Origin of the sequence: Pseudomonas sp. PP3 (assembly GCF_905336995.1) — a bacterium.
Classification (GTDB): domain Bacteria; phylum Pseudomonadota; class Gammaproteobacteria; order Pseudomonadales; family Pseudomonadaceae; genus Aquipseudomonas; species Aquipseudomonas reinekei.
On sequence record NZ_HG995459.1, the window covers coordinates 1,025,078 to 1,047,014 of the forward strand.

General features: G+C 60.0%; 22 protein-coding genes and 1 riboswitch. Of the genes, 15 read left to right on the forward strand and 7 right to left on the reverse strand.

Features of this window, described 5'->3' with window-relative positions; translation table 11 throughout:
- Positions 1-66 precede the first annotated feature (66 nt).
- The 4 genes from KHO07_RS04735 (at position 67) to KHO07_RS04750 (ending at position 2,067) form a co-directional block, all read left to right on the forward strand.
- Complete coding sequence (locus KHO07_RS04735) at positions 67-624, forward strand: hypoxanthine-guanine phosphoribosyltransferase (RefSeq protein WP_056853257.1); 558 nt, start codon at positions 67-69, stop codon at positions 622-624.
- Positions 625-627: 3 nt separating this feature from the next.
- A complete protein-coding gene (locus KHO07_RS04740; RefSeq protein ID WP_212626582.1) occupies positions 628-1,101 on the forward strand; it encodes a WbuC family cupin fold metalloprotein in 474 nt (157 codons plus the stop codon).
- Between the two features lie 129 nt (positions 1,102-1,230).
- Complete coding sequence (locus KHO07_RS04745) at positions 1,231-1,716, forward strand: hypothetical protein (RefSeq protein ID WP_212626583.1); 486 nt, start codon at positions 1,231-1,233, stop codon at positions 1,714-1,716.
- 63 nt (positions 1,717-1,779) lie between these two features.
- Positions 1,780-2,067 (forward strand): PA4642 family protein, encoded by a 288-nt coding sequence (locus tag KHO07_RS04750; RefSeq protein WP_150733894.1) that lies wholly within the window; start codon positions 1,780-1,782, stop codon positions 2,065-2,067.
- Between the two features lie 175 nt (positions 2,068-2,242).
- Here the strand turns inward: KHO07_RS04750 and mqo are convergent, their stop codons facing one another.
- Together mqo and KHO07_RS04760 are read right to left on the reverse strand one after the other, a co-directional pair.
- Positions 2,243-3,751 carry a malate dehydrogenase (quinone) gene (gene mqo, locus KHO07_RS04755; RefSeq protein ID WP_150733893.1) on the reverse strand — a complete coding sequence of 503 codons (1,509 nt, stop codon included), beginning with the start codon at positions 3,749-3,751 and terminating at the stop codon, positions 2,243-2,245.
- A 738-nt stretch (positions 3,752-4,489) separates the two neighbouring features.
- Positions 4,490-4,723, reverse strand: a complete 234-nt coding sequence (locus KHO07_RS04760; RefSeq protein ID WP_056853252.1) for a hypothetical protein — start codon at positions 4,721-4,723, stop codon at positions 4,490-4,492.
- A 204-nt stretch (positions 4,724-4,927) separates the two neighbouring features.
- Here KHO07_RS04760 and KHO07_RS04765 point away from each other — a divergent pair, with 204 nt between their 5' ends.
- Positions 4,928-5,512, forward strand: coding sequence for a YajG family lipoprotein (locus KHO07_RS04765; protein ID WP_046818977.1), 585 nt, complete (start codon positions 4,928-4,930; stop codon positions 5,510-5,512).
- A gap of 86 nt (positions 5,513-5,598) precedes the next feature.
- Here the strand turns inward: KHO07_RS04765 and KHO07_RS04770 are convergent, their stop codons facing one another.
- On the reverse strand, positions 5,599-5,805 hold the full coding sequence (locus KHO07_RS04770) for a hypothetical protein (RefSeq protein WP_034149566.1): 207 nt from the start codon (positions 5,803-5,805) through the stop codon (positions 5,599-5,601).
- A gap of 193 nt (positions 5,806-5,998) precedes the next feature.
- On the opposite strand from KHO07_RS04770, the gene KHO07_RS04775 reads away from it, so the two are divergent.
- The gene (locus tag KHO07_RS04775) at positions 5,999-6,277 is read left to right on the forward strand and encodes a hypothetical protein (RefSeq protein ID WP_212626584.1); all 279 of its coding nucleotides are present in this window, start codon (positions 5,999-6,001) and stop codon (positions 6,275-6,277) included.
- Between the two features lie 60 nt (positions 6,278-6,337).
- Here KHO07_RS04775 and KHO07_RS04780 read toward each other — a convergent pair whose 3' ends face one another.
- Complete coding sequence (locus KHO07_RS04780; protein WP_150733891.1) at positions 6,338-7,504, reverse strand: 1-acyl-sn-glycerol-3-phosphate acyltransferase; 1,167 nt, start codon at positions 7,502-7,504, stop codon at positions 6,338-6,340.
- A gap of 139 nt (positions 7,505-7,643) precedes the next feature.
- Between KHO07_RS04780 and KHO07_RS04785 the strand changes: the two genes are divergently transcribed.
- The 4 genes from KHO07_RS04785 (at position 7,644) to KHO07_RS04800 (ending at position 9,753) form a co-directional block, all read left to right on the forward strand.
- On the forward strand, positions 7,644-7,826 hold the full coding sequence (locus KHO07_RS04785; RefSeq protein ID WP_150733890.1) for a CPXCG motif-containing cysteine-rich protein: 183 nt from the start codon (positions 7,644-7,646) through the stop codon (positions 7,824-7,826).
- A 9-nt stretch (positions 7,827-7,835) separates the two neighbouring features.
- Entirely contained in the window at positions 7,836-8,096 is a 261-nt protein-coding gene (locus KHO07_RS04790; protein ID WP_212626585.1) for a DUF2007 domain-containing protein, read from the forward strand.
- Between the two features lie 35 nt (positions 8,097-8,131).
- Positions 8,132-8,755 carry an SOS response-associated peptidase gene (locus KHO07_RS04795; protein ID WP_150733889.1) on the forward strand — a complete coding sequence of 208 codons (624 nt, stop codon included), beginning with the start codon at positions 8,132-8,134 and terminating at the stop codon, positions 8,753-8,755.
- A gap of 179 nt (positions 8,756-8,934) precedes the next feature.
- Positions 8,935-9,753 carry a M48 family metallopeptidase gene (locus KHO07_RS04800; RefSeq protein WP_150733888.1) on the forward strand — a complete coding sequence of 273 codons (819 nt, stop codon included), beginning with the start codon at positions 8,935-8,937 and terminating at the stop codon, positions 9,751-9,753.
- 65 nt (positions 9,754-9,818) lie between these two features.
- On the opposite strand, the gene KHO07_RS04805 is transcribed toward KHO07_RS04800, so the two are convergent.
- From KHO07_RS04805 to KHO07_RS04815, 3 genes are all read right to left on the reverse strand, one after another.
- Positions 9,819-10,403: a TMEM165/GDT1 family protein gene (locus KHO07_RS04805; RefSeq protein WP_212626586.1), complete on the reverse strand. Its 585-nt coding sequence runs from the start codon at positions 10,401-10,403 to the stop codon at positions 9,819-9,821.
- A 90-nt stretch (positions 10,404-10,493) separates the two neighbouring features.
- Positions 10,494-10,616: riboswitch (yybP-ykoY riboswitch) on the reverse strand.
- A 40-nt stretch (positions 10,617-10,656) separates the two neighbouring features.
- Positions 10,657-11,655: a class I SAM-dependent methyltransferase gene (locus KHO07_RS04810; RefSeq protein ID WP_150733886.1), complete on the reverse strand. Its 999-nt coding sequence runs from the start codon at positions 11,653-11,655 to the stop codon at positions 10,657-10,659.
- A 33-nt stretch (positions 11,656-11,688) separates the two neighbouring features.
- The gene (locus tag KHO07_RS04815; RefSeq protein WP_150733885.1) at positions 11,689-12,654 is read right to left on the reverse strand and encodes a 2-hydroxyacid dehydrogenase; all 966 of its coding nucleotides are present in this window, start codon (positions 12,652-12,654) and stop codon (positions 11,689-11,691) included.
- A 91-nt stretch (positions 12,655-12,745) separates the two neighbouring features.
- Between KHO07_RS04815 and KHO07_RS04820 the strand changes: the two genes are divergently transcribed.
- The 5 genes from KHO07_RS04820 (at position 12,746) to KHO07_RS04840 (ending at position 21,862) form a co-directional block, all read left to right on the forward strand.
- The gene (locus KHO07_RS04820; protein WP_150733884.1) at positions 12,746-13,375 is read left to right on the forward strand and encodes a LysE family transporter; all 630 of its coding nucleotides are present in this window, start codon (positions 12,746-12,748) and stop codon (positions 13,373-13,375) included.
- Positions 13,376-13,545: 170 nt separating this feature from the next.
- Positions 13,546-15,228: a fatty acid--CoA ligase gene (locus tag KHO07_RS04825; protein WP_212626587.1), complete on the forward strand. Its 1,683-nt coding sequence runs from the start codon at positions 13,546-13,548 to the stop codon at positions 15,226-15,228.
- 336 nt (positions 15,229-15,564) lie between these two features.
- Positions 15,565-17,451: a DUF1302 domain-containing protein gene (locus KHO07_RS04830; RefSeq protein ID WP_150733882.1), complete on the forward strand. Its 1,887-nt coding sequence runs from the start codon at positions 15,565-15,567 to the stop codon at positions 17,449-17,451.
- A 28-nt stretch (positions 17,452-17,479) separates the two neighbouring features.
- Positions 17,480-18,844, forward strand: a complete 1,365-nt coding sequence (locus tag KHO07_RS04835) for a DUF1329 domain-containing protein (RefSeq protein ID WP_150733881.1) — start codon at positions 17,480-17,482, stop codon at positions 18,842-18,844.
- A 279-nt stretch (positions 18,845-19,123) separates the two neighbouring features.
- On the forward strand, positions 19,124-21,862 hold the full coding sequence (locus KHO07_RS04840; protein ID WP_212626588.1) for a LuxR C-terminal-related transcriptional regulator: 2,739 nt from the start codon (positions 19,124-19,126) through the stop codon (positions 21,860-21,862).
- Positions 21,863-21,937: the final 75 nt, after the last annotated feature.

Genomic DNA, 21,937 nt, shown 5'->3' on the forward strand with positions numbered 1-21,937 from the left:
ATCTGGCCGTGCGGGATGCGTACCTTTGCCCGCTTTTCCTGTCCGCTACCCCCCTTGGAGAGCACCATGTCCGCTGATCTCGAGCATATCCGTCAAATCATGCGAGAGGCTGACTGCCTGTACACCGAAGCTGAAGTCGAGGCGGCTATCGCCCGCGTCGGTGCGCACATCAACGAAGAACTGGCGGACAGCAACCCGGTGGTGTTCTGTGTGATGAACGGCGGGCTGATTTTCGCCGGCAAGCTGCTGACTCATCTGCAGTTCCCGCTGGAAGCGTCCTACCTGCACGCCACCCGTTACCGCAACGAAACCAGCGGCGGCGAGCTGTTCTGGAAAGCCAAGCCGGAAGTGTCGTTCATCGACCGTGACGTGCTGATCATCGACGACATCCTCGATGAAGGTCACACCCTGGGCGCGATCATCGACTTCTGCAAACACGCCGGCGCGCGCAAAGTGCACACTGCCGTGCTGATCGACAAAGACCACGACCGCAAGGCCCGCCCGGACCTGAAAGCCGATTTCGTTGGCCTGCCGTGCATCGACCGTTACATCTTCGGTTACGGCATGGACTACAAAGGCTACTGGCGCAATGCCAACGGGATTTTTGCCGTTAAAGGAATGTAAGAAATGGATACGCCTCGCTTTCTGGATCAGACCTTGTTCGCCGAGCTGGCCGGGAAAGCGGCGGCCAATCCTCGTGGGCGCCAGCACCACAATTTCCATCAGATGGAAGACGCTTGCCATCGCATGGCGGTGGGGTTGCAACCTTCGACGTATATCCCGCCTCACCGGCATTTGGGTGACAACAAGGCCGAAACCCTGTTGGTCCTCAAGGGGCGGCTGGGTGTGTTGATCTTTGACGAGGTCGGTGCGGTGTTGAGCAAGACCGTACTGCAGGCTGGTGGGGGCTGTGTTGGCGTAGACTTGCCAACTGGTGTGTTCCACGGTTTGGTGGTGCTGGAGGCCGACAGCCTGATGTTCGAATGCAAGGCCGGTCCGTACCGTCCGGTCGGTGAGGGTGAGCTGGCGCATTGGGCGCCGCGCGAAGGCGAGCCCGGTGTTGCCGATTATCAGGCCTGGATGCGCGCGCAATTCGATTGATCCCTACGCTGAAGGAGCGAGCCTGCTCGCGATGAACGCAGTAACGCCGCGGGGTATCAGGCTCCCGGCGTTATCGTTGACGACCATCGCGAGCAAGCTCGCTCCTACACCCGCCCTCCGGAGCCTGTCATGAGCTTTTTGATTCGCAGCTGCGCCGCTCTGTTGCTGACCCTCAGCCTGCCGCTGGCCGCCGCGCCGGCGCCGATGCATGGGCAGTTCCTGCCGCCGGATGACCTGACCCTGCGTGACGCCGAGCCTGAGCAGCAACAATTGCTGCAAGTCACCGAGTACTCGGTGGTGGTCGGCAGCCAGCGCCAGTCCAATCAGCAGCCGATTCCGGTCACTTCGCCGCTGTTGGTTCGCCTCAAGGGCAAATCCTTGAACAAGGGCGCCACCATTAATCAGGTGCTGGTCAATTTCGATGGCGAAAGCAAAAGCCTGAAAAAACCGGTCTACGACGACAAAACCAAGACCCTCAACCTCTATTACCCGCTGGCGCAATACCGGGTGGTGATCGATCTGCTGCGCAATGAAACGGTGTATTGCCAGTTTCTGAGTTACGCCAACGGTCACGTTTGGGCCGATCTGCACACCGGGGCTGTTCGTCCGCGTTGAGCCCGGCGCCTGCGCAGGGGTAAACTGCCCGCCCCGTGAAATGTCTGCGAGCTGGAGTCGGCAATGCGTAAAGATAAGAAACAAGTGATTGGTGACGAGATCGGCGATGAGCAGATCAAGTTGTTCCTCGATTTCGAACCGGTCGACGCGACTTCTCCGTCCCTGCACAAACTGATCAAGGCCTACCGTGGCCTGCGCATCGACGATTTCGAGCGTTTCCTGACGTTCTTCGTCGAGGCCGGTTTTGACGTTGATGGCAAGGACGAGCACGGCAATGACTTCATTGCCCTGATCAAGGATCAGCGTAATGCGCCGGACTACATCGAGCTGATCGAAAAGGCTCGCGGCTAATCACGTTTTCCCTGTGGCGAGGGAGCTTGCTCCCGCTTGAGTGCGCAGCGCTCACAAGATGTTGGGGCCGCTGCGCAGCCCAGCGGGAGCAAGCTCCCTCGCCACAGAAGATATTCAGCGACAATAAAAACGCCCCGCCCTCAATGAGGACGGGGCGTTTTTTTTGCGGGCCGAATCAAGCGTAGCTTTCGGTCTCGCTGCTGGCTTCAACCAGTTCCAGGGCAACGTTGTTCTGCGCGTTGATCTTGCTATACAGCGCAGCGTCGGTTTCCAGGACTTTCTCGCGGGCCGGGAAGATCTCCGCCAGTTTGGCGGCCCACTCGCCTTTGGCCTGGCTCGGGAAGCATTTTTCGATCAGTTCCAGCATGATCGAAACAGTCACCGAAGCCCCTGGCGACGCGCCCAGCAGGGCGGCAAGGGAACCGTCCTTGGCCGCGACCAGTTCGGTACCGAACTGCAGGATGCCGCCTTTTTTCGGGTCTTTCTTGATGATCTGCACCCGTTGGCCAGCCACTTCCAGGCGCCAGTCTTCGGCTTTCGCTTCAGGGTAGAAGCGGCGCAGGGATTCCAGGCGCTGCTCCATGGACTGCATCACTTCGCTGACCAGGTACTTGGTCAGGTCCATGTTGTTTTTCGCCACGGCCAGCATCGGGCCGATGTTGCCGGCGCGAACCGACAGCGGCAGGTCCATGAAGGAGCCGTGCTTGAGGAACTTGGTGGTGAAACCGGCGTAAGGTCCGAACAGCAGGGACTTCTTGCCGTCGACGACACGGGTGTCCAGGTGCGGCACGGACATTGGCGGCGAACCCACGGCCGCCTGGCTGTAGACCTTGGCCTGGTGGTGCTTGACCACTTCCGGATTGTCGCAACGCAGCCACTGGCCGCTGATCGGGAAGCCGCCGAAGCCTTTGCTCTCTTCAATGCCCGAAGCTTGCAGTAGCGGCAATGCCGCGCCGCCAGCGCCGAGGAAGACGAACCTGGCGTCGACTTCACGGCTATTGCCGCTGTTGACGTCCTTGATGCTGACAGTCCAGCCACCGTTATTACGCTTCAGACCGGTCACGCGCTTGCAGTACTTGACCTGGGCATCGGGTGCGCTGGTCAGGTGCTTGAGCAGTTGGTTGGTCAGCGCGCCGAAGTTGACGTCGGTGCCGTTGATCACGCGGGTCGCGGCGAGGGTTTCGCCAGGATCGCGGCCAGGCATCATCAGCGGCATCCACTCGGCCATTGTGGCCTTGTCTTCGGTGTATTCCATGTCGGCGAAGGCGTGGTGCTTGCTCAGCACCTTGAAGCGTTCCTTGAGGAAAGACACGCCGCTCTCGCCCTGCACGAAACTCAGGTGTGGCACCGGGCTGATAAACGATTTGCACGAGCCGAACGTGCCTTTCTTGGTCAGGTACGACCAGAACTGCTTCGACACCTCGAACTGGGTGTTGATGTGCACGGCTTTCTTGATGTCGACGGAGCCATCGGCAGCCTGCGGCGTGTAGTTCAGCTCGCACAGGCCGGCATGACCGGTACCGGCGTTGTTCCACGGGTTGGAACTCTCCGCGGCACCGGAATCCATCAGCTCGACGACTTCCAGCTTGATCGCGGGGTCGAGCTCTTTGAGCAGTACGGCAAGGGTGGCACTCATGATGCCGGCCCCAACCAGTACTACGTCGACTGCTTCGTTATGCGCCATTTAACGCGTCTCCAAAATCTGCAGCACCAAATTGACGGCATGGCTGCCAGGCGTTCCGGGGGCGTCTCAGTGTTGCCCCAAGTACCCATGGCAGGATCGCCATGTCCGAATCTTCGCAATTTTTCGCAACTTCGACGGACGCTTCCGGCCGGGTCTAATCAGAGTCATATGAACTCATTTCAACGGGCGACTGGCAATTCGACTTATGGTCGATACATCCGTTTGTGCAACCAAATCCGTAGCGGACAGGCTTCAGGCTCCGGTGTTCGAGGAGTATTCGGTCCTGTGTCGTTGGGCTGTACTGGACGCTAATGGTGCATGTTCAGACGCAAAACTATTCATTTGCTCGCCACACTCTTGTGAAGTTGTGAAAACCCGTTTTTTTCACGCTCTTTTGAAGACGTGAACCTCAAAAAGGGCTGTCCCAGCCTGGCACCGTGCCCGAATGCTTTGCCGCCAGGGAGTTCATGGCAGGCAAAACGGGCAAACAGCAGTGACCGAGCGTAATGACAGCTCTGCAGATTCGCGAAAAGTGGAGGTTTTGCTTGATGAACAGCAAGCGCGCCAGCTTCACTCGATCTGTGTGGGCGGCTCTCTGTGGGCGGTGCGGGGTGCCAAAACCGAAGCATTGACGATGCTGCGAGGCCCGATCAGGAGACGTCCTTATAATCGGGGGGAGATTGTAGCGAAGAAACGTAGGGAATTGGTCGTGTTTAATGACTTTTATTAGGCGTTCGGTCAGGTGGTCAGCAGTTGCTGTGCCCGCGAGCGTGGCTGGCGTGCAATGACGCGGGCGCTGGCAGGCAAGGGCTTGTGCAGCCAGTTGAGGCGGATTTCTTCGATTTCGACCCAGCCATCGCCCATGGGCTGCAGGCTGCATTGCTTGAAAGCCTGGCAATGGCCGTTGCGGTCGAGCAGGGCGAAGCTGCGGTGGTGTGGGCGTGCTTCGAACAGCGAAACGAGAAAACGCATGGCGACATACCTTTTGGGTGATTACCGACTACGTTCGCAGCCACTCGTGACGAGCAAGTGAAGGGCGAGTGAAAAATCTGTGACAGGAACCGCGGTCCAGCGGGTTTGTCAGAGATTTCAGTAATCGTTGCATGACCCTAGTTAGCCGCAGTGGCCCACCGCTATACTGCCGGCCTGTTTGTGCCTGATTCTGGAGAGAAGAGCATGTTGCAACGCCTGTTGTTCGGTTTGATCACTGTGACCAGTTTGACGCTGGTTGGCTGCGCCCACAGCCCGCAACAACTGAACCCGGAACCCAAGTTGACGGCTCAACTGGCACCGGTCGGCCGCGGTCAGCCGGTGGTGGTGCGTGTGGTGGACGGTCGTCCGTCGCCAACCCTGGGCACCCGCGGCGGCCTGTACCCGGAAACCAGCGCCATTACCGTGCAGGGCGCGCAGATCCTGCCAAAACTGCAGGCTCAGGCTGAAGCCGCCGTGCGTCTGTTGGGTTTCACCCCGACCGCCAATGCAGCGAACGCGCCGCAAATCACCGTGACCCTGGCCGAGCTGAAGTATCAGTCGCCTAAAGAAGGCATGTATGTGACCGAAGCGACCATCGGCGCGACCTTCCGCTCCGATGTGCAGAACGCCAACCGTCGCTATAGCGGTCGTTACGGTGCGTCACTGGACCAGCGTTTCGGCATGGCGCCGAACCAGGAAACCAACACCAAGCTGGTCAGCGACGTGTTGAGCGACGCGTTGACCCGTCTGTTCAAGGACCCGACTGTAGGTCAGGTACTCGGCGAGTAAGCGTTCGCCCGATGCAAAAAAGCCCGGCGCCAGCAATGGTCCCGGGCTTTTTCATGCCTTCTGCACGGCAAGCACCTACAGGGGTGTCAGGCGGCTTGGGAGTAAAAGTCCAGCACGCTCACGCCCGTCAGCAAGTCCGCCTCCGGCAAATCCGCATGTTGGTGACCGCCGAGTGCGCAATACACCAGCCAGTGGCGGTCCTGAACATTGAAGGCGAGGCTGCCGACGAGGGTTTGTTGTTCGTCGTTGTGAGCGATGAGATAGAGGCGATCCTGGTTTTCGGCGTGAAGCATGACGCAGTCCGTGTCGGTTTCGAGGCGCGCATGTTGGCCGATGCAGATGACGAAGCTGTGACGCAGGACAGCCATTGGTCATTTGTCGGGTTATTTATCGCAAAGGGGAGTGCAGGCACAGAGGCTTTCGGTAAAATCCGCGCCGCGGTCGTCGGTCCGGCGCTCGCCACACCGGTTTTGTCTGAGGTTCGTGATGTCGCTGCATTTGATGACGCTGTTTACTGCCCATCCCGCCAAATTGATCAACCTGCTGGCGCTGTTCTTCGCCTTTCCGGGCGGCTGGTTGCTGCACGCGACCCGTCGTCGTGAGCAGCGCGCGAAGGCCAGTCTGCAAGCGCAGCGCGAGAGCCGTCCCAGCGAAGAACCCACGCTGGACTGGGCTACCCTGCGCATGAACCGGTTTTTCTACAGCTTCGGCTTCGCCTGCATGGGGCTGGCGTTGTTGGTGTCGTGGATCAGCACGCAGGTTTAATGTCTTCGAATCAATAAAAACGGCGCCCTGGGCGCCGTTTTTGTATCCGGTCGAAACCGCTTACAGCGGCAATCCAGCCTTCACCCGGTACTGATTGCGCACTGGCGTCGCATATTGCAGCACCAGAAACGGACGATGCTCGGCAGGGCAAGCGTCCAGGCGTTGCTGCCATTGTTCCTGGGCCTTGGCCAATTCGTCGGCCGCGAATACCTCGGCGGCGCTCGGCACCTGCAACTGCGGGTCGGCGTCTTGCCACTGCGCGTAGGCCAGGTAGTGCACCGGGAACAAGCGGTAACCGCCCAGAATCTGCTTGTCCATCTCGACGGCCAATTGTTTGGTGTCTTCGAACAGCTCGGTGATCGGCGCGGCAAAGTTCACGTGCACCCGGCCCTTGTAGCCGGTGATGCCCTTGGCGATGCTCACGTCATCTTCGCCCGGTTCCTTGGTGTAGGTGCCGGTGGTGGCTCGGATGTAGAGCTCGCGGGCCTTGGCCTGGTCGCACGGGTCATATTCGTAGCTGATCGACACAGGCGTGAGGTTCAGCGAGCGGATGACTTCGCCGAAGGGCTCGTCCTTGCGGCTCATGTGGAACATCTTGAGGATCGCCGATTCGGTACGGTCGTCGCCGTCCTTGGCGCGGCCTTCGGCCTGAGCGATCCAGATCGAGGCGCAATCGTTGCGGATCGAATGGTTGATGTACGCCGACAACAGTTGATACGCCGCCATCTTCTCGCGGCGACCGGTGATCGAGCGGTGCACGATAAAACTCTTGTTCAGACGCATCAGGTCGCTGACGAAGGGCTTTTGCAGCAGGTTGTCACCGATGGCGATGCGTGGGGTCGGCAGGCCGGCGTGGTACACGGCATAGTTGACGAAGGCCGGGTCCATCACGATATCGCGGTGGTTGGCGATGAACAGGTAGGCACTGCCGGACTTGAACTGCTCGACGCCGGTGTAGGTGACGCCGTCGGTGGCGCGCTCGATGGTGTGGTCGACGTAATACTCGACTTTATCCTGCAAAGTGGCCACCGACGTGATGCCGGCAAACTCACGGCGCAGTCGATGAGCTATAAGAGGTTTGAGCGCCCAGCCCAAAGCACCGGCAAAACGCGGGAAGCGGAAGTGGGTGAGGATATCTAGAAACGCCTTGTCGCCGAGCAGCCGGTCCAGCACCGCTGGGACTTCGCTGTCGTCGTAAGGTCGGATGGCATCGAATTCGCCCATCATGCTCTCTTGTTAGAAACGGCTAGGGTAAGTAAAGGTTTTGATCGAAAACCGGCGGGGTACGGTCTGAAAAAGTAGCCAGACAAAAATAGCCCTGCAAATAGACCGGCGATTATACGCACAAGTCACCTGGGAGACCGCGATGCTGGAAACTACGCAGTATGAATGCCCGTATTGTGGTGAATCAGTCGAAACGACTGTCGACTTGTCCGGCGGCGATCAGACCTACATCGAGGACTGTCAGGTGTGTTGTCGGCCGATCACGTTCGTGTTGCAGGTTCACGAAGAGGATTGGTTTCTGGAAGTCTTCAGCGAAAACGAATGAGGGGCGCATATGCAGCGAATCTACGAGCCGGAAAACCTAATGGAAGGCGAGTTGCTGCAAGGCATGCTCGCCAGCGAAGGCATTGAGGCGCACCTGGTGGGCCGCGATCTGGTCGGGGCCACCGGTGAATTGCCAATCTACGGGCTGCTGGGGTTGGCGGTAGATGACGACCAGGCCGCCTACGCCCGCGAGCTGATCAGCGCGTACAATGCCGCGCTGCCGCTGTCCGGCGATGAACCGGAGAGTTTTCCCGGCACGCTGGTCTGTTAGGCTGGCGTTCGTTTGATCAAGAGTCGTGCTGCCCCATGTGTGGACGTTATGCCCTGTTTCGCTGGAATCGCGATTTCGCGACCCTGCCAGGTTTTCCCGCCGATCAACAGGCGCAGTGGAACATTTCCCCCAATGATTCGGTGTTGATGCTGCGTGCCGGCGCGGACGGCCAGCGTGAACTGGCGCGCGCGCGCTGGGGCCTGACCCCGCCGTGGCTGACCGATCTGTCCCGAACCCCGGCCCATGCCCGCGCCGAAACCGTGGCCGAGCAGCCAATGTTTCGCCAGGCCCTGCGCGAGCGCCGCTGCCTGCTGCCGGCCAACGGTTTCTACGAATGGCGCGGCACCACCCGCAAAAGGCCTTATTGGTTGACGCCGGGGGAGGGCTCTTCGCTGTTTTTCGCGGCGATCTGGGAAGCGTACCCGGTGCAGGAGCAGGTGTGGTTGAGTACGGCAGTGATCACGCAGCCAGCGGCCAGCCAGCGGCGACCGTTGATTCTGGATGAAGCGGGTCAGGCGGCATGGCTCAATCCCGAGACGCCGTTGCACACCCTGCAAGCCCTGCTGGCCAGCGAGCCCGCTGCGTTGCGCGAGCGGGTGCTGGCCAACATGGTCAATGATCCGAAGCTCAATGGGCCGGAATGTCTGACGCCCGGTTGAAGACAGATCGTTTGCCGATTGTTCTCTCGCAGAGCGTGGGAGGTGGATTGCCCGGGTTTGTGAATTTTTTCCTGCGTCGAAGAGAGCTTTGTCTGAAATGCGCGTCATATGTGCCGTTGTATCTGGCGTCGATACATTTCCGCGCCTAGGATACGGTCATGTTTTCAGGGAGCTTTTTGATGAACAAGACATTGGTTTCGTGTGCGCTGGGCGCAGGTTTGTTGCTCGCCGGTTGCCAGTCTGTCAACACCACCAGCGGTGGCGCTGTGGGCGTTGAGCGTAAGCAGTACATGTTCAGCATGTTGTCCTCGCAAGAGGTCGACCAGATGTACGCCCAGTCTTATCAGAAGACCGTGGGCGAAGCGTCCAGTAAAGGTGTGCTGGACAAAACCAGCAACGATGCCAAGCGCGTGCAGGTAATTGCCGACCGGCTGATTGCCCAGGCGCCGACCTTCCGTCCTGATGCGGCCCAGTGGAAGTGGGAGGTCAACCTGATCAAGAGTGACGAACTCAACGCCAACTGCGGGCCGGGCGGCAAGATCTTTTTCTACACCGGGCTGATCGACACCCTGAAACTGACCGACGATGAAATCGCCGCGATCATGGGCCATGAAATTGCCCATGCCCTGCGCGAGCATGGTCGTGAAGCAATGTCCAAGGCTTACGGCATCGAAATGGCCAAGCAGGGCGCGGGTGCGTTGTTCGGTCTGGGCCAAGGCAGCATGGCGCTGGCCGATACCGTGGCCAACTACGGCATGACCTTGCCCAACAGCCGCGCCAATGAAAACGAGGCAGACCTGATCGGCCTGGAACTGGCGGCTCGCGCCGGCTACAACCCGAATGCGGCGATTACCTTGTGGAACAAGATGACCAAGGCTTCGGAAGGTTCGCCGCCGGAGTTCATGAGCACTCACCCGGCTTCCACCAGTAGAATTGCGGCGTTGCAGGCAGCGATTCCGAAAGTGATGCCGCTTTACGAGCAGGCCAGGAAGTCCTGATCTGCGCGCGATGACACGTGTGGCGAGGGAGCAAGCTCCCTCGCCACAATGACTGCCTTACCCCGTCAAACCCACCCGCTCGCCTGCATCGCCTTGTACACCGCAACAATCGCCAGAATGAAAAACGCAGACGCCGCCAGGCGACGAATCAGCGTCAAAGGCAGTTTGTCTGCGGCAAAGTTACCCGCCAGAACCACCGGTACGTTGGCAATCAACATGCCGAGCGTGGTGCCGATGATCACCAGCCACAATTCCGGATATTGCGCCGCCAGCATCACGGTCGCGATCTGGGTCTTGTCACCGATTTCCGCGAGGAAGAATGCGATCAGCGTGGTCACGAATGGCCCGAACTTGCGGGCGGTGCTGGCTTCGTCGTCGTCCATCTTGTCCGGCACCAGGGTCCACAGTGCGGTGGCGGCGAAGCTCACGGCCAGGATCCAGTGCAGCAACGTATCCGAGAAGAAACTGCCCACCCAGGCGCCTACCGCACCAGCGGCCGCGTGGTTGGCCAAGGTCGCGGCGACGATGCCGGCGATGATCGGCCAGGGCTTGCGGAAGCGGGCAGCGAGAATGAGCGCGAGCAGTTGCGTCTTGTCGCCGATTTCGGCCAAGGCAACGATTGCGGTCGGAACGAGTAAAGAATCCAGCATCAGGGGTTTTCCTAAGGGGCGGGTCGACACGGCTATGACACGTACAGCCTTCCCGCCCCGGGTAAGGTGTTCGTGTCATAGGTCTTGTCAAACCCTGCAATCCGTCTGATGCGGACGCTTGGGTCGCATACGCCATGGTCTGAGGACCAAGTATGTTGACGTATGCCGGACGAGCATGGCGCTCGTGGGAGACTACTCCCCTAGGACGGAGCGGATTCTGCCTAGGCAAAATCCTTTCGGCAAGTACAAATTTCTATCCGCGTTTAGCCCGGTAGATTCTGAAACCCTGACCTTCGGCCTTGATCGCACATACGCCCAGATGCTCTTCGATCAGCGGTTGATACTTCAGGAAGCTGTTCGCCACCAGGCGCAGTTCGCCGCCGTTTTTCAGATGTTTGGCCGCTTTTCGCAGCAGGTTCTCGGTAGCGAAATAATCGGTGTGGACGCCGACATGGAAGGGCGGGTTGCTCAAGATCGCACTCAATCCCATCGGCGCGGCATCGATTCCATCGCCGGTAATCACGTCAGCTTCCAGACCGTTGGCAGCCAGCGTCAGGCGGCTGCTGGCGGCGGCAAACGCATCGACGTCGAGCAACGTCACCTGGTTGTGTGGGTAGCGGCGTTTGACGGCAGCGCCCAAAACACCCGCACCGCAACCGAAATCCAGCAGGTGGCCGCTGGGCAGTTTGTCCAGATGTTCCAGCAGCAGCGCGCTGCCGCGATCCAGTCGGCCGTGGCTGAAAACACCCGGCAGGCTGATGACTTTTAGCGGGCCTTCAGCCAGTGGCAGTTCGTAGGTCTGCGCGAGGCTTTCCAACGGTTTCGCTTCAGGCGCATTGGCCACCGTCACCAGCCACAGCTGGCAGTGCCGTGCACTGTCGAGCTTGCGTGGCTTGCCGAATGGATTGAGTTGTTTGGCGGCGCCTTCGATGCCGCTTTTTTTCTCGCCAACCAGGTACAGCTCGCGGCCGGCCAGCCGCGAGGCCAGGGCGTTGAGGATGTAATCGGTCAAATCCTTGGACTTGGGTAAAAACACCACGGCGGCTTCGAATTCGTGTTCCGGCACGTGCACGCCAAAATGGCTGCGCTCGGCGAAACGCGCGTCCAGCGCGGCTTGATCACCGGCATGCCAGCACCAGCCGCGGGCGGCGGGCAGGCGGCCTAGCAAGTCGTCGGCGGGCAGACCGGCCAACAACACCGAGCCCTGGAATAATTCAGCCTGACGAAGCAGTACTTCACTGCGCGGATCCATAACTGCTCCTGTGAAAAAAAGTGCCGCAGTCTATCAACTGACGACCCGCAGCGCCTTACCGCTGAAGTACCCGAGGGCGTTTTCAGTCACTTGGCCGACGATGCGTTGACGCGCCTCGCGACTGCCCCAGGCGTTGTGCGGGGTGACGATCAAGCGTGGGATGTCGTTGGCCAGCAATGGATTGCCGTTGACCGGCGGCTCGACACTGAGCACGTCGGTAGCGGCGCCGCCGAGGTGGCCATTGCGCAATGCATCGGCCAGGGCCTGTTCGTCGATCAGGCCGCCGCGAGCGGTGTTGACCACGAACGCGCCGGGTTTCATCGAGGCCAGTTCACGGGCCCCAATGAAATGGCGGGTGTGCTCGTTGAGCGGGCAGTGCAGGGTCAACGCGTCGATTTGCGGCAGCAGTTCGTCCAGTGGTAAACGATCCGGGCGGGCAGGGCGCCCCGGGATCTGGCCCAGCAACACGCGCATGCCAAAGGCTTCAGCCAGCCGTGCGACCGCACCGCCCAATTCGCCGTGGCCGAGCAAACCGAGGGTTTTGCCTTCCAGTTCGACGATCGGGTAGTCCAGCAGGCAGAACTGCCTGGCTTGCTGCCAGCGACCTTCACCCACGGCTTTCTGATAGTCGGCCAGGCGCGTCGCCAGGTTGAGCAGCAGCATGAGGGTGTGTTGCGCCACCGACGGCGTGCCGTAGCCCTGACAGTTGCACACGGTAATGCCGTGGGCCCGCGCGGCCGCGAGATCGACGTTGTTGGTGCCGGTGGCAGTGATCAGGATCAGCTTCAGCTCGGGGCTCGCCGCCATGGCCGCGGCATCGATGAGGATTTTGTTGCTGATTGCCACGGTAGCGCCCTTGAGATGCTCGATCACTTGATCCGGCAGTGTCTGGGGATACAGTTGCAACTCGCTGAAGCAATCGCGTAGCGGGCTGAGATCGAGGTCACCCAGATCGAGGGACGGATGGTCGAGGAAAACGGCGCGGCGAGTGTTCGTCATCAACTGTACCTTTTGTGCAATGAACTGAAGGCGTAATCTGCCGAGCCTACCAGATGAAATAAATAGTTACGCTTGGCCTGAAGGAGCCCCCATGTACTGGACCGAGTTCTTGACCGTTGCCCTCATCCACCTGCTGGCCGTGGCCAGCCCCGGGCCTGACTTCGCCGTGGTGGTGCGTGAGAGCGTGACCCACGGTCGTCGCGCCGGCACCTGGACAGCGCTGGGCGTTGGTTCGGCGATTTTCCTGCATGTAGGGTATTCGCTGCTGGGCATCGGCCTCATCGTGTCTCAATCAATCGTGCTGTTCAACGCCTTGAAATGGGCCGCCGCTGCATACCTGTTGTACATCGGCTTCAAGGCGCTGCGAGCGCAGCCGGCCAAAGCGGTGACCGACGATTTGCACAAGGAAGCTGGCGAGCGCACTGCCCGCGGCGCTTTCACCTCGGGTTTCGTGACCAATGGTCTGAACCCGAAAGCTACGCTGTTCTTCCTGTCGCTGTTCACCGTGGTCATCAATCCGCATACGCCGCTGGCGGTGCAAGCCGGTTATGGTGTTTACCTGGCGGCGGCGACGGCGATCTGGTTCTGCCTGGTGGCCATGTTGTTCAGCCAGCAACGGGTGCGCGCCGGTTTCGCCCGCATGGGCCACTGGTTCGACCGGACGATGGGGGCGGTGCTGGTCGCAATCGGCGTCAAGCTGGCGTTTACCGAGATGCACTGATCCTTTGCAGGAGCAGGCTTCGGCAGCTCCTCATTTACCCGCAAATGCTGGCGCAACGCTAGCATTTGCGCGGCTCTGCAAATCATTCCTTTGGCTGATTTGGCGGGCGTTCAGGCGCACTACAGTGCGTACTTAACAGCCACGACCGTGCAGTCAGAAAAGGGATTCTTATGTTGCAGACACGCGTTATCCCCCCAGCCGAAGGCGCTTACCAGTATCCGCTGCTGATCAAACGGTTGCTCATGTCCGGCGCGCGTTATGAGAAAACCCGCGAGATCGTTTACCGCGACCAGTTGCGCTACAGCTATCCGACCCTGATCGAACGGGTCGCGCGGCTGGCCAACGTATTGACGGCCGCCGGGGTCAAGCCCGGGGACACCGTGGCGGTCATGGATTGGGACAGCCATCGTTACCTGGAATGCATGTTCGCCATTCCAATGATCGGAGCGGTGATCCACACCATCAACGTGCGTCTCTCGCCGGAACAGATCCTCTACACCATGAACCACGCCGTGGACCGCTTTGTGCTGGTCAACAGCGAGTTCGTGGGCCTCTACAACGCGATTGCCGGACACCTGACCACAGTCGAGAAAACCCTGCTGTTGACCGACCTGCCGGAAAAAACCGCAGACCTGCCCAATCTCGTCGGCGAGTATGAGCAGTTGCTGGCCGCCGCGAGCCCGCAATACGACTTCCAGGACTTCGACGAAAACTCAGTGGCGACCACGTTCTACACCACTGGCACCACGGGCAATCCCAAGGGCGTGTACTTCACCCATCGGCAACTGGTGCTGCACACCATGGGCGTGTCGACGATCATGGGCGCCATCGACAGCGTGCGTCTGTTGGGCACCAACGACGTGTACATGCCGATCACCCCGATGTTCCACGTGCATGCCTGGGGACTGCCCTATGTGGCGACCATGCTCGGGCTTAAACAGGTTTACCCCGGCCGCTATGACCCGGAATTCCTGGTGGAGCTGTGGTGCAAGGAAAAGGTCTCCTTCTCGCACTGTGTACCCACCATTCTGCAAATGGTCCTCAACGCCAAGGCGGCGCAAAACACCGACTTCGGTGGCTGGAAAATCGTCATTGGTGGCAGCGCGCTGAACCGTTCGCTGTACGAAGCCGCCAAGGCCCGGGGTATCCAGCTGACCGCCGCCTATGGCATGTCGGAAACCGGGCCACTGGTGTCCTGTGCGCACCTCAACGACGAGCTGATGGCCGGCAGCGAGGATGAACGCACCACCTACCGGATCAAGGCCGGTGTGCCCGGGCCATTGGTGGAAGCCGCCATTGTCGATGCCGAGGGCAAATTCCTGCCGGCCGATGGCGAAACCCAAGGGGAGTTGGTACTGCGCGCGCCATGGCTCACCGAAGGCTATTTCAACGAACCGCAGAAGGGCGCCGAGCTCTGGGCCGGGGGCTGGCTGCATACCGGTGACGTGGCCACGCTCGACAGCATGGGCGTGATCGATATTCGTGACCGGATCAAGGACGTGATCAAGACTGGCGGCGAATGGATCTCCTCCCTGGACCTGGAAGACCTGATCAGTCGCCACGTAGCGGTACGCGAAGTAGCAGTGGTGGGGATTGCCGACCCGCAGTGGGGCGAGCGTCCGTTTGCCTTGCTGGTGGTCCGTGAAGGCCATGTGATTGGGGCCCGGGAACTCAAGGAACACCTCAAGCCATTTGTCGAACTGGGGCACCTGAGCAAGTGGGCGATCCCGAGTCAAATCGCCCTTGTTACTGAAATTCCCAAGACCAGCGTCGGCAAGCTCGACAAGAAGAAAATTCGCGTCGACATCACCGAATGGCAGGCCACCAATAGCACCTTCCTCTCGACGCTTTAAGTGTCTTCTGGCGTGCCGAAAAGGCACGCCAACCCCACCAAGCAAGCGCTTGCCTTGTCAAATCTGAATTTTCAGCCATCCTTGCCGTGCCGACAGGTGTCGGCTTGGCAAAGGACTGTTCCAGAGTGGCTGGCAGCTGCAAATCACACTTTAGAGGGATCAAGCACTACTACCTGCTGGCTATAGTCCGCTCAAGGATTTTTAAGAACGGGGCAAACGCACAAACCGGGGCGATGCAACTTTGGAGTGACTTTGGGATGCCATGGCTCCCTGTTATCCAAGCGTTTTTAAAAGTGCTCACTGCCATAACAATAAAATGCACATGGAGTAGCGTCGATGACATCAGTAAACCAGTTCTGGCGCCGGGCTAAACTGCCTTTGGCCGTCAGCCTTGCCTCTACGCTCGCCGGGCCTGCATTCGGCGTCAGTTTCAACGTTGGTGAAATCGAAGGTCAGTTCGACTCTTCGCTGTCGATCGGTGCGAGCTGGTCTACTGAAAGCGCCAACAAGAACCTCATCGGCGTCAACAACGGCGGCCGTGGCCTGTCCCAGACCTCCGATGACGGTCACCTGAACTTCAAGAGCGGTGAGACCTTCTCGAAGATCTTCAAGGGTATCCATGACCTTGAGTTGAAGTACGGCGACACCGGCGTGTTCGTCCGTGGCAAATACTGGTACGACTTTGAACTCAAGGACGAAAGCCGTCCGTTCAAGGACATCAGCGACAGCAACCGCAAGGAAGGCGCCAAGTCCGCTGGCGGCCAGATCCTCGATGCATTCGTTTACCACAACTACTCGATTGCCGATCAGCCGGGTTCGGTTCGTCTGGGCAAGCAAGTAGTGAGCTGGGGTGAAAGTACTTTCATCGGCAGCGGCATCAACTCGATCAACCCGATCGACGTGTCCGCGTTCCGTCGTCCAGGCGCCGAAATCAAGGAAGGCCTGATCCCGGTCAACATGTTCTACGTGTCCCAGAGCCTCACCGACAACCTGTCGGCTGAAGCCTTTTACCAGATCGAATGGGACCAGACCGTCGTCGACAACTGCGGCACTTTCTTCTCCCAGCCGGACATCGTTGCCGACGGTTGCGACAATAATCTGCGCGTGCTGAACAAGCGTTCGACCATTCCGGCCGCTGCATTGCCTACACTGACCCGACTGGGCGTCGACGTGGACAACGAAGGTGTGCTGGTACGCCGTGGTCCGGATCGCGATGCGCGCGACAGCGGCCAGTGGGGCGCGTCTCTCAAGTACATGTTTGACCCGCTGGACACCGAGTTCGGTGCCTACTTCATGAACTATCACAGCCGTGCGCCGATCTTCAGCGCCACCGGTGCTCCAGCGTCGACCTTCGCAGGTGTTGCAGCCTTGCCGGCGCAGTTGCGTGCTCTGGCGCCGCTGATTGTCGCGGGTAACTCGAACTACTTTATCGAGTATCCGGAAGACATCCGCCTGTATGGCCTGAGCTTCTCCACCACCTTGCCTACCGGTACGGCGTGGAGCGGTGAAATCAGCTACCGTCCGAACGCACCGGTGCAGCTCAACTCCACCGACATCCTGTTCGCTGGCGTTCGTCCGTTGGGCGGCGCGTTGACCAACGCTTCGTTGCTCTCCGCGCCACCGGGTTCGGACCTGCACGGTTATCGCCGCAAGGAAATCACCCAGTTCCAGACCACCCTGACGCACTTCTTCGATCAGGTCATGGGCGCCAGCCGTCTGACCCTGGTGGGCGAAGTGGGCGTAACCCACGTTGGCGGCCTGGAAAGCACCTCCGACGTTCGTTATGGCCGCGATCCGGTCTACGGTCCGGGTGAACTGCCGGCTACCGGTGGCCAGAATACCTGCCAGGCACTTAACGCCAGCACCATCGCCGGCGCCGGTCCTGGTACGCCGACCAACAACCTCAACCGCAATTGCAACGACGATGGCTTCACCACTGCCACTTCCTGGGGTTATCGCGGTCGTGCCATCTGGGAATACAACGACGTGTTCGCCGGTGTGAACCTCAAGCCGAACGTGGCCTGGTCCCACGACGTCGACGGTTACTCGCCTGGTCCTGGCGGCAACTTCGAGGAAGGTCGTAAAGCGGTCAGCCTGGGTGTTGATGCCGAGTACCAGAACACCTACACCGCAAGCCTGGCGTACACCAACTTCTTCGACGGCAAGTACACCACTGTGGATGACCGCGACTTCGTTGCGCTCAGCTTCGGCGTGAACTTCTAAGCACTGTATTTTCAGGACGAACACAAATATGAAAATAACCAAGAGTCTGTTCCACGTCGGTGTCCTGGGGCTTTCGCTGTTGGCGACCGGAGTCATGGCGGCGGTCCCTGCGGCCGAAGCGGACAAGCTGGGCAAGAGCCTGACCCCGATGGGTGCCGAAATGGCCGGTAATGCCGACGGTTCGATCCCGGCCTGGAAACCACTGCCGAAAAACGCCGGTACTGTCGACAGCAAAGGCTTCCTGTCCGATCCGTATCCGGGTGAAAAACCGCTGTTCACCATCACGGCGCAGAACGTCGACCAGTACAAGGCAAAGCTCGCGCCGGGCCAGTACGCGATGTTCAAGCGCTACCCGGAAACCTTCAAGATGCCGGTATACCCGTCCCATCGCGGCGCTACCGTGCCGGATGACGTGTTCGCCGCCATCAAGAAGAACGCCACCAACACCAAGCTGGTGTCCGGCGGCAACGGCCTGGAAAACTTCGAAACCGCCATTCCGTTCCCGATTCCGAAGAGCGGTGTTGAAGTCATCTGGAACCACATCACCCGTTATCGCGGTGGTAGCGTGACCCGTCTGGTCACCCAGGCCACGCCACAGCCGAACGGCTCGTTCAGCCTGGTGTACTTCCAGGACCAGTTCGTGTTCCGCGACAAGATGAAGGACTATGATCCGGCGAACCCGGGCAACATCCTGTTCTACTTCAAGCAGAAAGTGACCGCCCCGGCACGTCTGGCCGGTGGTGTGCTGCTGGTGCACGAAACCCTCGACCAGGTGAAGGAGCCGCGTTCGGCGTGGGTCTACAACGCCGGTCAGCGTCGCGTGCGTCGTGCGCCACAAGTGTCCTATGACGGCCCGGGTACCGCTGCCGACGGCCTGCGTACCTCCGACAACCTGGACATGTACAACGGTGCTCCGGACCGCTATGACTGGAAGCTCGAAGGCAAGAAAGAGATGTACATCGCCTCCGACGCCTACAAGCTCGACGATCCGAAGCTCAAGTACGCCGACATCATCAAGGCCGGTCACATCAACCAGGACCTGGCTCGTTACGAGCTGCGTCGCGTCTGGCATGTGGTTGCAACCCTGAAGGAAGGTCAGCGCCACATTTACGCCAAGCGTGACTTCTACATCGACGAAGACACCTGGCAAGCGGCGGTGATCGATCACTACGACGGTCGCGGTCAACTGTGGCGCGTTGCCGAGGCCCATGCCGAGAACTACTACGACAAGCAAGTGCCTTGGTATGCCCTCGAAACCCTGTATGACTTGCAATCGGGCCGTTACCTGGCGCTGGGCATGAAGAACGAAGAGAAGTCCGCGTATGACTTCGGCTTCACAGCCACCACCAGCGACTTCACCCCGGCTGCATTGCGTCAGGATGGTGTTCGCTAAACGGCACTGAAAAGAGGCCGCATCCTCAAGAAACGCCCCGACTGGTTCGGGGCGTTTTTTTTTGCGTTTACGCAATACCTGCAGGAGCCGGCTTGCCGGCTCCCACAGAATTTCATCAACACAGAACCTGTAGGCGCTGTCGAGTGAGACGAGGCTGCGATCTTTCGTTCGTAGACTTTTTGTAGCCATTTGTAGCAATAACCTTCATTACCTCTTCGTTTACAGCTAGTCTGCGGACATCTGCAACGCCGCCACCCGCAATTCAAACAAGAGCCGGCCATGACTGATCTGTCCCCATCACCCGGTCCTGCAAGCGTCGCTGTCGCTGCGCTGGACGCGCGTTTTTTCCGACCGCCATTGCCCGACGGCCATGTGCTGCGACCTCGACTGTGCGAGCGCCTGAGTGCGGGTCTCGGTGGCAGGTTGCTGTTGGTCAGCGCACCAGCGGGGTTCGGAAAAAGTTCTTTGGCGGTGGAGTTCTGTCAGTCGTTGCCGGTTCATTGGCAAAGTCTCTGGCTGGGCCTGAGCCCGCGCGACAGTGATCCAGGGCGATTCCTCGAGCGACTGCTCGAAGGTCTTCAAGATTTTTTTCCGCAGTTGGGCGGTCAATCCCTCGGCTTGCTGAAAATGCGCCAGCGCCATCAACCGTTCGCCTTCGAAGAATGGCTGGACGGCTTGCTCGATGAGCTGGCCGAGCACTTGTCGAATGAGGCGCCACTGCTGCTGGTGCTGGATGATTATCATCTGGCGCAGGGGCCCGTTCTGGACCGATGCCTGCAGTTTTTCCTCAATCATCTTCCCGATGGATTGCTGGTGATGGTCACCAGCCGCCAGCGCCCGGACTGGCATCTGGCGCGGCTTCGCCTGTCGCGACAACTGCTTGAGTTGCACGAACAGGATCTGCGTCTAACCCACGATGAAGCCCTGAGCCTGCTCGACCGGCACAGCAGCTCACTGCGCGGCGAGGCGATGGAAAACCTCATCCAGCGCAGCGAAGGCTGGGTCGCCGGCTTGCGATTCTGGCTGCTGGCGGCGTCCGAGGCCGGCACAGACGGCGCATTGCCCCAGGCGTTGCACGGGGGGGAAGGGCTGATTCGCGATTATCTGCTTGAGGAAGTCATCGATTGCCTGCCCCCCGAGGTCCAGGCTTTTCTCTACGACACCGCCCCTCAGGAACGTTTCTGCAGTGAGTTGTGCGACGCCGTTCGCGACGCCCATGACAGTGCTGAGATCCTGCGTTTCCTGGCGGCGCACCAGGTGTTCCTGGTGCCGCTGGACGAGCATGGCCACTGGTTTCGTTATCACCACCTGTTCTCCGACTTGTTGCGGACCCGTCCCACCGCGCAGACGATGGTTCCGGCCGCCACCCTGCATCTGCGCGCCTGTCGCTGGTTCAATGCCCAGGGGCTACTCGACGAAGCGGTGGAGCAGGCATTGCGCGCCGGGCATCTGGACGTCGCGGCAAACCTGGTGCAAAACCTCTCGGAAGAACAACTGCTCGCTGAACAGAATGTCGGCATGTTGCTGCGCTGGAAAATGGACTTGCCCGACAGCCTGCTGATCAGCACGCCGCGCTTGATCGTGCTCTACAGCTGGGCGCTGGGATTGGCCTGCCAACTGGACGCCGCCGAAGAGCTGGCCAGTCATCTGAGCCGCTTCCTGCCGGCCCCGTCGGCGACGGCGCAAAAGTCGATGCTGGCGCAATGGCTGGCCTTGAGCGGCATCATCGCTCGCGGGCGTGGCAACCGTGAACTCACGCTGCTCTATTGCACCGAAGCGCTCGAAAGCCTTCCGTGCAAGCGTTACGGCCAGCGGCTGATGTGTCTCTCAACGTTGTCCAACCTGGCCATTGCCGATGGCGATCTGTGGCGTGCGCGCGGGTTGAACCGCGACTCTCTGGAGTTGGCGCAACGGGTCGGCAATCCATTGTTCGAAGCGTTGGCCCACTACGACCGCGCCCGTGTGCTGCAAGCGCGTGGGGAAATCCTCCGCGCGCTCGCTGAAGTTCGCCAGGGCCTGCAACGCTTGCAAGGCTTGTCACCGCAACGGCTCTACGCCGTCCGCGCCCGACTGACGTTGTACGAAGGATTTCTGCTGGCGCTGCGCCTGCAACCACAGGCGGCGAGAGGGCGCTTGCAGGCAGGGTTGAACGAGGCCCGCGCCTGCCGCGACATCAGTGTGTTGATCGGCCATTGCGTTATCGCCCGGCTCGACGGTGGCAGTGGCGAGTTTGCCAAAGCCTTTGCCGAGCTTGCCGAAGCGGAACGGCTGATGCACATCTGGGACGTGCCGCCGATTTACTATCTGGCGATGATCACCCTGGTCAAATGCGAACTCTGGCTGGCTCAGGGACGCATCGATCTTGCCGAAGCGTGGCTGGCGCGACTGGGCCAGACCTACAACGGTGAGCACGCCGCAGCGCCACCGGAATTCCACCCGCAGCTGCCGTTGCACATCGAACTGCAACAAGCCTTGCTGGAGGTGATCCAGGGCCAGCCGATGCTGGCCGAAGGGCGTTTGAATGCATTGCTCGAACAGGGTCAGCAATCCGGTCGGCAAATGCTCAGCGCGATGGCGTTGACGCAAAAAGTTTCGTTGTTGCTCAACACCGGACGCGAGCCTGAGGCCCGCAAGGCACTGGTCCAGGCAATGGATGCTGCGGCCGGGGGCGTACTGCAAGCGTTCGAAGGGTTGTTGGCAGGGCATCCGGACTGGTTGCGTGGTCAACTGCAACTGTGCGCGTCGACCAGCGTTTCACAAAGCCTGACAGAGAAACTTCCCGCTGCGCCTGCCCGACTGGTACCGGACGCTACCTCTGCCGCCGAACAACTCAGCACACGAGAACTGGCGGTTCTGCGACTGATTGCCCAAGGCTGTTCCAATCAGGAAATCAGCGACCAGTTGTTCATTTCCCTGCACACCGTCAAGACCCACGCCAGCCACATCAACAGCAAACTGGGGGTTGAGCGGCGTACCCAAGCCGTCGCACGAGCCAAGGAACTGGGCGTTCTGGGTTAAGAAATTTTTCACGTTACACATCGCTGACATTGGCGGGATACTGATTTGTGCGAACATTGCCCGTCCCCGTTTACC